Below are 12,293 nucleotides of genomic sequence, written 5' to 3'. Positions count from 1 at the left end.
CCCCCCCCCCCCCCCCCCCCCCCCGCCCCCCCCCCCCCCCCCCCCCCCCCCCCCCCCCCGAGCCCTGGGCGCGGAGGCGGCTGAAAACGCCCCCCCTCCGGCCCTTCGGGCCACCTCCCCCAGAGGGGGAGGATCTTCGCGGCCGCCATCATTTCGAGATCAGCGTGCCCGCGCCGTGCTCGCTGAACAGTTCGACCAGCATGGCGTGCGGGCGGCGGCCGTCGAGGATGACCACGGCTTCGACGCCGCTCTCCACGGCGTGGATGGCGTTCTCGAGCTTGGGGATCATGCCGCCGGTGGCGACGCCGTCGGCGATCAGCTGGCGGGCCTGGTCCAGGGTCATCTCGCGGATCAGCTCGCCATTGGCGTCGAGCACGCCCTTGATGTCGGTCAGCATCAGCATCCGCTTGGCCTTCAGGGCGCCCGCCAGCGCTCCGGCCACCGTGTCGGCGTTGATGTTGAAGGTCTCGCCCTGCTCGGACACGCCGATCGGGGCGATCACCGGGATGTAGTCGGTTTCCGAGCTCAGCAGGGCCTGGATCAGGTGGGGGTCGACCTTGGTCGGCTCGCCCACGAAGCCCAGGTCGACGGCCTGCTCGATGTTGCTGTCGGGATCCTTGCGGGTCCGGGTCACCTTCTCGGCGGTGATCAGCCGGGCGTCCTTGCCCGACAGGCCCACGCCGCGCACGTCGGCTTCGGCGCCGGCGAGCGTGATCCAGTTGGCGATTTCCTTGTTGATGGCGCCCGACAGCACCATCTCGGCCACTTCCATCGTCGCCTCGTCGGTGACGCGCAGGCCGTCGACGAAGGTCGACTTCACGCCGGCCTTGTCGAGCATGCGGCTGATCTGCGGGCCGCCGCCGTGAACCACGACCGGGTGCACGCCCAAGAGCTTCAGCAGCACGGCGTCGGCGGCGAACAGCTTGGCCACCTCTTCCTGGCCCATGGCGTGGCCGCCGTATTTGATCACCACCGTCTCGCGGTCGTAGATCTGGATGTAGGGCAGGGCTTCGGCCAGAGTCTTGGCGGTGGCCCAGCCAGCTTCCTCGGCGACTTCGGTCAAGGCGGTGGTCCTGGTGCGCGAAATTAGGCGGGCCTCGATAGCGGACCCCGCCCCCCCTGTCACCCTTTGACGTCTTCGTGGTCCCCTTGGCGGCCATAGCGCCATTTCAAGGCGAGCACGGCGGCCGACATCGCAAGGCAGGCCAGGTTGGCCGCCGCCACCGGCCAGGCCTTGATCATCAGCCCATAGGCCAGCCAGCACGAGAAGCCCGCGACCGTGACCACATAGGTCCGCAGCGACACCGAAGAGGCGTCCTTCTCGCGCACGATCTTGACGATCTGCGGGGCGAAGCTGGTGATCGACAGCAGAGCCGCGGCGGTCCCGACGATCACGGCGACAGATGGGACGGCGAGCGGCGAGGCGGCCATCAGGCCGAGCGCGGCATTTCGGTCAGGCCCCAGCGCGCGGCGAAGGCCGGGGCCAGTTCCAGCCCCACCGGCGGCAGGCCCGGCGCGCGGTCCTCTTCCAGGCAGACGGCCAGATAGGCCAGGGCGGTCTTCACCCCGTGCTCGGAATAGGGCTTGCCGATCACCCCGCAGGCGCCGGCGAAGTCGTCCGGCAGGCGCTTGACGTTGGCGGTCATGAACAGGGCCACGCAGCCGCAGTCGTCATGGATCCTGCGCACCACCTCGACGCCCGTCGGGCCGTCCTGCAGGTGCACGTCCACGAGGGCGAGGTCGGGATGCAGCGACCTGGCCAGGTCCACGGCCTCGTCCGAGCTCATGGCCAGGCCCACGGAGTGGTAGCCCACTTCCTGGGCGAGGAACTCCAGCTCGGTGGCCAGCAGGACCTCGTCCTCGACGATCAGCACATCCAACGCACGCCCGGCCATGGGTAAGCTACTTCCTCAGTGGTGCGCGCCGTTGACGGGCAGGTGTACGACGACGCGCGTTCCGGGTCCGGCGTCCGTGGTCTCGGACCGCGCCTTCAACTGCTGGCACAGCAGCTGGACGATGGTCAGTCCGAAACCCGAAGTCCGGGCCCCTTCAGACACACCAACGCCGTCATCGGCGATTTCGATCCGGAAGTCGCCGTTTTGGCGAGTGATCGATACCGAAATCTCGCCGGCGCGACCGTCGGGGAAGGCGTGACGCAGGGCGTTGGAGAACAGTTCGCTGATCACCAGGGCCAGGGGCGCGGCCTTCGAGGCGGCCACGTCCACCCGCTCCAGGTCCAGCCGCACGCGGATCTCCTCGCGGTTGGCCGAGCCGGTCATGTCCGACACCAGGTCGCGCACGAAGGCCGAGACGTCGAAGCGCTCGACGTCCTCGCTCTGGAACAGCCGGCGGTGGACGGTGGCAATGGCGTTCACCCGCTCCAGCATGCCGCGCAGGCTGTGCTTGAGGGCCGGATCCTTCTCGCGGCGGTTCTGCAGCAGCAGCAGGGACGAGATGAGCTGCAGGTTGTTCTTCACCCGGTGGTCGACCTCGTGCAGCAGGGCGGTCTTCTGCTCCAGGGCCAGGGTCAGTTCGCGGGTGCGGGCCTCGACGGCCAGTTCCAGGTCGCTGCGGGTCTCGCGCAGGTGCTGCTCGGTCTGCTTCTTGTCGCTGACGTCCAGCTGCGAGCCGAAGAAGTAGATGATCTGGCCCTGCTTGTTGCGCACGGGGCTCAGATACAGCGCGTTCCAGAAGCTGCTGCCGTCCTTGCGGTAGTTGAGGATGTCCATGGCGATGTCGTCGCCGTCGGCGATGGCCCCGCGCAGCTCGGCGATCGAGGCCGGATTGGTGTCGGGGCCCTGCAGGAAGCGGCAGTTGCGGCCGATCACCTCGGAACGGCCATAGCCGGTCAGCCGCAGGAAGGCGTCGTTGGCGAAGATGATCGGATTGTCGGCCTGGGTGGCGTCGGTGACGATCATCGCCATGCGGGTGGCCCGGATCGCCGCGGCGAAGGGGTCGTCGATGCCGTGCTCGGCCGCGAGCTGATCGCCCGCCCGCTGCGACTTCAGATAATCCGTCATCCTGAGCCCGACCCCGGCTTTTGTTATTGGTACGCCCCGTGAGGCCTGAACGCCCGGTCGATAGTCGGGTTCCCGACCGAGCTTGGGCGTTGAAACGCAAAACGCGGCGGCCCATGGGGGACCGCCGCGCCTTGAAAGGTCAAGCTTTCTGACCCGATTGGGTTCAGCGCCTTACTTCGGCTGGTAGATCTTGTCGAACACGCCGCCGTCGGCGAAGTGCGTGGCCTGGGCCTTGCGCCAGCCGCCGAAGGTGTTGTCGATCGTCACCAGCGGGATCTTCTTGTACTTGGCGGCGTACTTGGCCGCGACCTTGGCGTCGCGCGGCCGGTAGTGGTTCTGGGCGATGATGTCCTGGGCCAGCGGGCTGTACAGGAAGCGCAGATAGCCCTCTGCCGCCAGGCGGGTCTTGTGGCGGTCGACGTTCTTGTCGACCACGGCCACCGGCGGTTCGGCCAGGATCGAGATCGACGGCACGACGATCTCGAATTGGCCCGGAATTTCCTCCAGCGCCAGGAAGGCCTCGTTTTCCCAGGCCAGCAGCACGTCGCCGATGCCGCGCTGGGTGAAGGTGGTGGTGGCGCCGCGGGCGCCGGTGTCGAGCACCGGCACGTGCTTGAAGAGGTCGGTGATGTAGGCTTGGGCCTTGGCGGGGTTGCCGCCCTTCTGCTTCAGCGCCCAGGCCCAGGCGGCCAGGTAGTTCCAGCGCGCCCCGCCCGAGGTCTTCGGGTTCGGCGTGATGACGTCGACGCCCGGCTTCACCAGGTCGCCCCAGTCCTTGATCTTCTTGGGATTGCCCTTGCGGACCAGGAACACGATGGTCGAGGTGTAGGGCGTGGAGTTCTGCGGCAGGCGCGACTGCCAGTTGGCCGGCAGCAGCTTGGCCTTGTCCGAGATCTCGTCGATGTCGTAGGCGAGCGCGAGCGTGACGACGTCGGCTTCCAGGCCGTCGATCACCGAGCGGGCCTGCTTGCCCGAGCCGCCGTGGCTCTGGTTGATGGTCAGGGTCTGGCCGACCTTCTTCTTCCAGTAGGCGGCGTAGGCGACGTTGATCGCCTTGTAGAGCTCGCGGGTCGGGTCGTAGCTGACGTTCAGCAGGGTCAGCGGCTTGGCCTGGGCGAAAGCCTGGCCGGCCGTGAGGGTCGAGCCCCCGAGGGCGGCGGCGGCGCCGGCCGCGCCCAGCAGGCCGCGGCGGGTGGGAGACTTCAAGGCGGTGGTCATGGCGATGTCGCTCTGTCTCGGGTGTTATCTCGGGTGGTCCATGCGGATAACGCACGAACGTGACAGAAGCGCTATATCCTATTGCCTAGGTAGGCTTCACGCCCAAGAAGACTCTCAAGGCCGGTAGATTTGGTCGAAGACGCCGCCGTCGGCGAAGTGCCGGGCCTGGGCTTTCGCCCAGCCGCCGAACTCGCGGTCGATGGTCACCAGCGGGATGTCGGGGAACTTGGCGGCGTACTTGGCCGCCGCCTTCGGGTCGCGCGGCCGGTAGTGGTGCTTGCCGATCAGGTCCTGGGCCAGGGGGCTGTAGAGGAAGTTCAGATAGCCCTCGGCCACCAGCCGGGTCCCGCGCCGCTGCACCACCTTGTCGACCACGGCCACCGACGGCTCGGCCAGGATCGAGCGCGAGGGATAGACGATCTCGAACCTGTCGGCCCCGAACTCGTCGCGGGCCAGGTGGGCCTCGTTCTCCCAGGTCAGCAGCACGTCACCGACGCCCCGCTGGGCGAAGGTGGTCATCGAGCCACGGGCGCCGCTGTCGAGCACCGGCACCTGGCGATAGAGCTGCTGCACGAAGGCGCGGGCCTTGGCGTCGCTGCCGCCCTTCTGCTTCAGCGCCCAGGCCCAGGCCGCCAGATAGGCCCAGCGCGGCGCGCCGCCGGTCTTGGGGTTGGGGGTGATGATCTCGACGCCGGGTTTGACGATGTCGCCCCAGTCCTTGATCCCCTTCGGATTGCCCTTGCGGACCAGGAAGATGATCGTCGAGGTGTAGGGGGCCGAGTTCTTGGGCAGGCGCGACTGCCAGTTCCTGGCGATCAGGCCGCGGGCGGCGATCTGGTCGATGTCGTCCGCCAGGGCCAGGGTGACGACGTCGGCCTGCAGCCCGTCGATCACCGAGCGGGCCTGCTTGCCCGAGCCGCCGTGGCTCTGCTTGATGTCTAGCGTCTGGCCGACCCGGCGCTTCCAGTAGGCGGCGAAGGCCGGGTTGATCTCCTGATAAAGCTCGCGGGTCGGGTCGTAGCTGACGTTCAGCAGCGTCACGACCTTGGGGCCTTGCGCCAGGGCGCCCAGCGGCGCGGCCGCCGCTACGGCGCCGACGCCGATCGACAGGTCTCGGCGGGAAAGCGGGCGGGGCAGGGTCATCGGGCGTCCTCTGGGATAACGCCGAAACCTTGGCCGATCTCGCTCCCGTTGTACGCGCGAATGTTTCTGAAGGCGGGATCAGAAAGGGGCGGCGCTTCCGCGTTTCCCCTCCCGTCGGCGGATGGGGGAGGGGCAGGGGTGGGGGTGGTGCGGCGTCAGACGCCGCGCCGTCGCCATCTCAGCAGTCACCCCCATCCCCGACCCTTCCCCCATCAAGGGGGAAGGGAGAGGGAGAGGGGAAAGATCTAGAACGCGAACTGGCTGCGCAGGTTGACGGCCTGGTAGCCCTGGCTCAGCGCCACGGTCCCGCCGGCCGGATCCAGGCGATCCACGTCGACGTCCAGATAGTCGAGCGAGAACTTGGTCACCGAGTTGGGGAACCAGTTGACGCCGGCGGTCCAGATCGTCTGCTCGCCGCCGCGCACCCGGTCGGCCGCCAGGGTCGCGGTCTCGTGGTGGTTCAGGTCGAGCACCGAATAGCGCGCCGCCAGTTCCCAGGCGCCCCACTTGCCGGCCTTCGGATCGAAGGGGTTGGCGATCGACGGGGCGTCGAAGGCGAAGGTCGAGCCGTTGTAGCGGCGGCTCTCGCCGGTCAGCACCCAGCCGCCCTCGATGTACCAGCCGCCGAACTTCGGATCGCTGACGCCGGCCGCCGGGTTGCGGCGGTCGAGCGCGATGTCGAAGTACTCGCTCTGGATCAGCAGGTTCTTGTGCTGCACGGCCAGTTCCACGCCCACGTGGCGCAGGTTGTCGGCGTCGATGGCGCCGGTGGTGACCAGAGTGGTCCCGTCGACGCGCAGTTCCGGACGCTCGGTCAGGGTCAGCGGATAGGCGCCGCCAACGGCCGTCTGGGCCGGGGTGACGATGTAGCCGGCGCCCAGGCCGGTGTGCACGATCCAGTCCTTGGTCTTGACCGGCAGGAAGGCGGCGCGGGCCACGAAGCCCTGCTGTTCGTCGAAGGTCTGGGCGTCGCCGGTCTTGCCGCCGGTGGCGGCGGCCGACAGCAGCCAGCGCTCGCCGCCGGTCTGCACCTGCAGGGCGTAGCGGCGGTCGGCGGCGGCCAGGCCGCGGGTCAGTTCCGAGATCGCCGGACGCTCGGCGAACAGCGAGCCGTTGGTCGAGCCGGCGTCTTCCAGGCCCACGTTCGGGGCGAAGGCGCCGACGCGCACCTTGAAGGGCGCATAGTTGTACTGGAGGAACAGCTCCTGCAGCACGCCCGAGCCGTCGGTGCCGGCGCCGCCGAAGTCGAGCAGCACGCTGTAGTCGAAGTTCTTGAAGACCTTGCCGTCCATGCCCAGGCGCGCGCGGCGGAAGTTGCTGCCGCTGTTGAGGTCGCGGCCGTTGCCGATCACCGCCGGCAGGCCCTTGTCCTGGAAGTAGTGGGCGGTGTCGAACTGCATCACCCCGTGCAGGGTGGCGCTGAAGGCGCCGTCGGTCGAGGCGATGGTCGGACGGCCGCCGGCGATGCTGACGGTCGCGGCCGGAGCGGCGGGGGCGGCGGCGGGGGCCGCCTTCGGGGCCGCGGCGGTCGCGGTCTTGATCTCGGCGATCTGCTTCTGAAGAGCCGCCAGCTGGGCTTCGAGGGCCTCGATGCGGGCCTGCTGGTCGGGTGCAGCCCCATTTGACGGAACTTGGGCGTGAGCGCCGCCGGCGACGACGAGCGTCGCGGCGCCGGCCAGGGCGGCGGCGCCCCGGGCGAAGCGATGGATGGTCAAGGTCTTCCCCTCACGGCGATCAGGGCCGCCGTCTGTTATCGATGGGAACAGCCTTAATATTAGTCCTTAAACGGACCTTTAGCGTGGCGAGCCGGCAAGGCCGCGGCAGCTGCGGCGGATTGTCGCCAAGTTGGCCGCAAAGCCCTTATGAAAAAGGCCCCGCACGTTGTGCGAGGCCCTCTTCTCCACCTAGGCGGACGGTGTCTAGAACATCGTCCGGCCGGTGAGCTTCACGTTGTAGCGCTTCTGGCGCTTGGTGCTTTCGGCCGTGCCTTCCAGCGCCACGTAGGACATCGCCGTGCCGGCCCGCAGGGCGAAGCCCAGGGTCAGGGCGCCGTCCTTGTCGTCGAACGGCTCCAGCACGTAGGTCTGGCCGTTCAGGGTGGCGACGGTGTCGGCCAGCTTGCCGGCCAGGGTCTTGCGGTAGCCGACGCGGACTTCCGGGCGCACCCAGACGTCGCGGCCGAACTCGGCGCCCAGCACGACGCCCACGTCGCCGCTGAGGTTGCTCCACTTGCGACGGCCGATCTCGTTGTCCATCACCTTGCCGCCGCCGGTCTCGTCGTGGCTCGACTCGTTGAGGTAGGTGTAGTCGACGCGCGCTTCCGGACGCGAGAAGAAGCGGCCGAACTTCACTTCGTAGGCCGTGCCGGCGAAGGCGTTGGCGGTCAGGGCGCCCCAGTCGCTGCTGGCCTTGCGCTTTTCCTCGTAGACGCCGTCGCCGTTGGCGTCGACCAGGAACACCCGGTCGCTGTCGAACCAGCCATAGCCGACGCCGCCGCCGAGGTTGAACCGCCACGGACCCACCGACCGGCGCCAGTAGACGCCCGTCTGGACCAGCGACGAGGTGGTCTGCTCGCCCACCTGGGCGACGGTGTCGTGCTCTTCCAGGGCGGTGTAGGCCAGGGTCACGCCCAGGGCGCCGCCCGCGTCGCCCATTGCCTCGTAGCCGGCCACGAAGCCGAAGGCCTGGGTGTCGGTGCCCAGGGTCGGGCCGTCTTCGCGACGGACCAGGGCGTTGATTTCCTGGACCCAGATGCTGTCGGGCCCGTAGCGGTCGCCCGGATCGGGCCGGATCGAGGTGGCCTGCGAGATCTGCTGGGTGACGGTCTGCAGGGTGGCGAACATGCCCTCGCCCTGGTCCGGCAGCAGTTGGTTGTACCGGTTCAGGAACGAGCCGCGGTCGCTGATGCCCAGGAAGGCGCCGGCCACGTCGGAGTCGCCGCTGAGGGCGTTGAAGATCGCGTCGTAGGCGGCCGCGCCCGAGCGGGCCATGCCGATCTCGGCGGCCGTGCGGCGGCGCACGTCGATATAGACGTTGTTGGCGTCGGCGCGGCTGCTGGCGACATACATGTAGGGCGCGTCGTCGAGCAGGCTCTGGCCCAGGGCGCCGCTGGTCAGCGAACCGGCCGTGATCACCGTGTACGAGGTCGGGGCGCTCAGCAGGCTGGTCAGGCGCAGTCCAAGCTGCGCGCCGCTGGCGACGTTGGCCGCGCCCGACACCACCAGGCGGGTGTTGGTCGAGGTCGACGGATCGGCGGTGAACACCAGCTTGCTCTCGGCGCCGAGGGTCAGGCTGGTGATGTTGATCGTTTCGGCCTTGGTCAGGCCCAGCGAGCCCTTGCCGATGGTGACGTCCAGTCGGCCGTCGCTGTCGCTGATCGAGCCGATCACGGCCGCGCCGCCGTCGATGCGGAACACGTCGGCGCCGTCGCCGAACGAGATGTCGCCCACCACGGTGCCGTTCAGCACGTTGAAGGTGTCGGCGCCCGAGCCGAAGCGGATGGCGCCGATGATGGCCGGCTCGTCGGCGTCGTCGACGCCGTCGCCGTCCGTGTCGGTGTCGGCCACGCCGTCGGCCCCGTCGTCGCCGTCGTTGACGCCGTTCTGGGTCAGGGTCACGCCGGTGGTGTTGCGGCTGACGTCGATGGCCACGGCCTTGCCGGTGATGACCTCGTTGCTGGCGTCGGTGTCGGCGTCGTCGGTGTCGAGATCGTCGTCCGTGGGCGAGATCGAGGCGATGATCGAGCCGGTGTTCTCGATCGTGGTCAGGCCGCCCGAATAGTCGATGACGCCGTAGGCCGTGCCCTTTTCGCCGACGATGGTCGCGTTGATCACGCCGGCGTTGCGCAGGGTGTTGGTCCCGCCGCCGGCCTCGATGGCCACGCCGCGGGCGTCGAACACGCCTTCGGAGACGCTGTAGGCGACGATCGTGCCCTTGTTCCAGATGGTCGGGGCGTTGCCGCCCGCGGTGACCCGGATGCCGGTGCTGTTGGCCTCGTAGGCCTGGACGGTGATCGAGGCGTCCGAACGGAAGCCGCCGGCGATGTTGGTCGCCTGGCCGGTGGCGCCGCCCAGCTGCACGCCGGTGGCGGTGACGTTGTCGAAGAGGCCGTTGGCCAGGATCGAGCCCTTGGCGATCACGCCATAGGCGTTGTCGCCCGTGCCGACCGCGCCGATGCTGATCGCGCCGGTGTCGGAGCCGATCAGCAGGGCCGGGGCGCCGCCGTAGACGATCAGCGCGCTGGTGCCTTCCGAGGCGTCCTCGACGCCGTCGCCGTCTTCGTCGGTCTTGGTGGTGTCGTTGTCGGCCGGGCGGACGTCGAGCAGCACGCCGCCGGTGACGTTGCCGGCCACGCGGACGGCCGAGCCGCCCTGCAGCAGGTCGTCGGCGTCGAGCTTGTCGCGCACGGTCTTGTCGGCGGGGCGGGTGGTGTAGCGGTAGCCGGTGGCGGTGACGCCGCCCTGCACCACGAAGGCGCCGGTGATGTCGCCGTCGATGGCCACGCCGACCGAGTTCTGGCCGACGGTGCTGACGCCGCCGTTGATGGTGACCTTGCCGGTCACCGGGGCCGCGACGTGCACGCCGTAGCTGTTGTTGCCGGTGACGGCGATCGAGCCGCCGTTGGTCAGGTTGCCGACCAGGGCGCTCTCCAGCGAGATGCCGGCCGAGTTGTTGCCCTCGATGGTGATCGAACCGCCGGTGGCCAGGATGTCGCCGGTGAAGGCGCCGGGGCCGGTCAGGCGGATGCCGTAGCGGTTCTGGCCCAGCGCGAAGGCGCCGTCGATGTCGCCGTCCGAGTCGGTGTCGGTGGCGGTGTAGTCCTCGTCGAGCGTGATCGTGGCGGTCTGGGTGACCGTGCCGGTCGTGCCGCCCCTGATCAGTATGCCCGTGGAATCATTGACGCCCTGGGTCGTCAGCGAGCCCGTGTTGGTGACCTTATTGTTGCTGTTCAGCGTCACCAGCGCGCCGGAGGCCGTCAGCTTGATCGTGCCGCCCGTGTCGATCTTGACATCGTCGGCCGCGCCGCCGGTCCCCGCGGAACCGGTGGCGATCGGGGTCGTCCGTTCGGAATTGATGACGGTCTCGGCCTGCGCGGCCAAGGCCATGGCCATCAGAGGAGCGGCCGCGACCGTCGCGACCAGGACCTTGCGCTGCATACGAACCGACCACCCTAAGGAGAATACCCTCTGCCCCCGAGATTGCGTCAGGTTGCGGCGAAATTGCGGTGAACACCGCGACCGACACGCATCTAGGGGTTCCCCGTCTATCCCATGAGATCGGGCGGCGCCATATCTGCTTCGACGAATCATCGCTTCGTCACAAAACTGGCCTACGAGCCTTGGTCCCCCCGTCGGGCCGTTCGAGGCCCGCCCCGCCAGATGGAGCCCGGACCCCCGCCATGCCCACCGTCTCCCCCCCTTCGCCGGTCGCGCCGGACCGCTGGGGCGGCCCCTTGGCGGGCGCGTGGGCCGGGGCCTGGACGGCGATCGCCGGCGGGCCGGTCGCTCTTGTGGCCATGACCGCCCTGGGCGCGGCCCAGCCGGGCGTGGCCCTGCCGGCCGCGGTGCTGCTGGGCGGCGGCGGGATCTTCCTGCTGCGCCGCCTGCGCCGCCTGATCGAGGACGCCTCGCTGGTCGCGGTCCCGGCCGCCGCGATCGCCGACCGGGCCCCGCCCTTCGCGGTGATCCTGGAGAATCTGCCCGAGCCGCTGATGGTCATCGCCGCCGAAGAGGCCGACGACCTGACCGGCCGTCGCTTCGTCTTCGCCAACGCCGCCGCCCGCGAGCGCTTCCGCATCCGGGAGAGCGCCCTGCTGGTCACCGCCGTGCGCAGCCCCCAGGTGCTGGAGGCGGTGGACGAAAGCCTGTTCGGCGGCGTCGAGCGCACGGTGGAATGGACCGGCGTCGGCTCGCAGGGCCGCGACTGGACCGCCCACGCCCGGCCGCTGGGCCGCGACGATCGCGGCTCACAGCTGGCCCTGCTGGTGCTGCGCGACGAGACCGACGTGCGCCGCAGCGAGCGCACCCGCGCCGACTTCCTGGCCAACGCCAGCCACGAGCTGCGCACGCCGCTGGCCTCGCTGTCGGGCTTCATCGAGACCCTGCGCGGTCACGCCAAGGAGGATCCGGGCGCCCGCGACAAGTTCCTCGGCATCATGCAGGCCCAGGCCGAGCGGATGTCGCGGCTGATCGACGACCTGATGAGCCTGTCGCGCATCGAGCTGAACGAGCACATCGCCCCGGCCGGCCGCGTCGACCTGGCCATGGCCGCCCAGGACGTCATCGACGCCCTGGCCCCGCAGGCGCGCGACAAGCAGGTCAGCTTCGACGCCATCCTGCCGCCGCGCGGCTCGGCTGTGGTCGAGGGCGACCGCGACCAGATCGTCCAGGTGGTCCAGAACCTCGTCGACAACGCCATCAAGTACACGCCCAAGGACGGCGTCGTGCGGGTCGAGATCTTCCCCGGCCTGACCCCGGCCACGGCCGTCGCCCCGCGCGACCCGTCCGCCGCGCGGCTGTCGCTGCTGACCCCCGACCATTCGGAGTCGGAGTCGCTGTTCGCGGGCCTGCGGGTCGGCGACAAGGGGCCGGGCATCGCCCGCGAGCACCTGCCGCGCCTGACCGAGCGCTTCTACCGCGTCGAGGGCCAGAAGAGCGGCGACCGCTCGGGCACGGGCCTGGGCCTGGCCATCGTCAAGCACATCGTCAATCGCCACCGCGGCGGTCTGCACGTGGAGTCGACCCAGGGCGAGGGGGCGACCTTCGGGGTCTACCTGCCGATGGCCAAAACCTTGCCCGACAAGGACTTGGCCACAGTTGACGGGGTCGGGCCGGGCGGTGTCGTAAAACTGTCGTAGAAACGTCGCATAAGGTCGGCGCCCGGCCGGCATAGATCGGTCACGGGCGGGGCGGC

9 protein-coding genes are annotated in these 12,293 nt (G+C 69.4%); 1 reads left to right on the top strand and 8 read right to left on the bottom strand.

The annotated features are described in order from the left end of the window. Positions 1 to 148: 148 nt before the first annotated feature. The 8 genes from argB to AC07NG_RS23895 all read right to left on the bottom strand — a co-directional run bounded on the left by argB (position 149) and on the right by AC07NG_RS23895 (position 10,537). On the bottom strand, positions 149 to 1,063 hold the full coding sequence (gene argB, locus AC07NG_RS23930; RefSeq protein ID WP_487291903.1) for an acetylglutamate kinase: 915 nt from the start codon (positions 1,061 to 1,063) through the stop codon (positions 149 to 151). Between the two features lie 59 nt (positions 1,064 to 1,122). Further along, positions 1,123 to 1,431 (bottom strand): SemiSWEET family sugar transporter, encoded by a 309-nt coding sequence (locus AC07NG_RS23925; protein ID WP_487291904.1) that lies wholly within the window; start codon positions 1,429 to 1,431, stop codon positions 1,123 to 1,125. Further along, entirely contained in the window at positions 1,431 to 1,895 is a 465-nt protein-coding gene (locus AC07NG_RS23920) for a response regulator (RefSeq protein ID WP_492856360.1), read from the bottom strand. The genes AC07NG_RS23925 and AC07NG_RS23920 overlap by 1 nt, the downstream gene beginning before the upstream one ends. Positions 1,896 to 1,910: 15 nt before the next feature. Then, positions 1,911 to 3,020, bottom strand: a complete 1,110-nt coding sequence (gene lovK / locus AC07NG_RS23915; protein ID WP_494596809.1) for a photosensory histidine protein kinase LovK — start codon at positions 3,018 to 3,020, stop codon at positions 1,911 to 1,913. A 171-nt stretch (positions 3,021 to 3,191) separates the two neighbouring features. Then, a complete protein-coding gene (locus AC07NG_RS23910; protein WP_487291907.1) occupies positions 3,192 to 4,238 on the bottom strand; it encodes a sulfate ABC transporter substrate-binding protein in 1,047 nt (348 codons plus the stop codon). A gap of 114 nt (positions 4,239 to 4,352) precedes the next feature. Further along, entirely contained in the window at positions 4,353 to 5,381 is a 1,029-nt protein-coding gene (locus AC07NG_RS23905) for a sulfate ABC transporter substrate-binding protein (protein ID WP_494596807.1), read from the bottom strand. Between the two features lie 245 nt (positions 5,382 to 5,626). Beyond that, the gene (locus AC07NG_RS23900; protein WP_494596806.1) at positions 5,627 to 7,096 is read right to left on the bottom strand and encodes an OprO/OprP family phosphate-selective porin; all 1,470 of its coding nucleotides are present in this window, start codon (positions 7,094 to 7,096) and stop codon (positions 5,627 to 5,629) included. A gap of 204 nt (positions 7,097 to 7,300) precedes the next feature. Further along, complete coding sequence (locus AC07NG_RS23895; protein ID WP_494596805.1) at positions 7,301 to 10,537, bottom strand: autotransporter domain-containing protein; 3,237 nt, start codon at positions 10,535 to 10,537, stop codon at positions 7,301 to 7,303. 242 nt (positions 10,538 to 10,779) lie between these two features. Between AC07NG_RS23895 and AC07NG_RS23890 the strand changes: the two genes are divergently transcribed. After that, a complete protein-coding gene (locus AC07NG_RS23890; RefSeq protein WP_492856366.1) occupies positions 10,780 to 12,237 on the top strand; it encodes a sensor histidine kinase in 1,458 nt (485 codons plus the stop codon). Positions 12,238 to 12,293 lie beyond the last annotated feature (56 nt).

Source organism: Caulobacter sp. GW821-FHT10C03 (assembly GCF_059415485.1).
This window is presented reverse-complemented; position numbering and strand designations above follow the sequence as displayed.

Coding starts and splice junctions, on each gene's coding strand:
- AC07NG_RS23925 (WP_487291904.1), bottom strand. CDS start 1,431: ATGGCCGCCTCGCCGCTCGCCGTCCCATCTGTCGCCGTGATCGTCGGG.
- AC07NG_RS23920 (WP_492856360.1), bottom strand. CDS start 1,895: ATGGCCGGGCGTGCGTTGGATGTGCTGATCGTCGAGGACGAGGTCCTG.
- lovK (WP_494596809.1), bottom strand. CDS start 3,020: ATGACGGATTATCTGAAGTCGCAGCGGGCGGGCGATCAGCTCGCGGCC.
- AC07NG_RS23910 (WP_487291907.1), bottom strand. CDS start 4,238: ATGACCACCGCCTTGAAGTCTCCCACCCGCCGCGGCCTGCTGGGCGCG.
- AC07NG_RS23905 (WP_494596807.1), bottom strand. CDS start 5,381: ATGACCCTGCCCCGCCCGCTTTCCCGCCGAGACCTGTCGATCGGCGTC.
- AC07NG_RS23895 (WP_494596805.1), bottom strand. CDS start 10,537: ATGCAGCGCAAGGTCCTGGTCGCGACGGTCGCGGCCGCTCCTCTGATG.
- AC07NG_RS23890 (WP_492856366.1), top strand. CDS start 10,780: ATGCCCACCGTCTCCCCCCCTTCGCCGGTCGCGCCGGACCGCTGGGGC.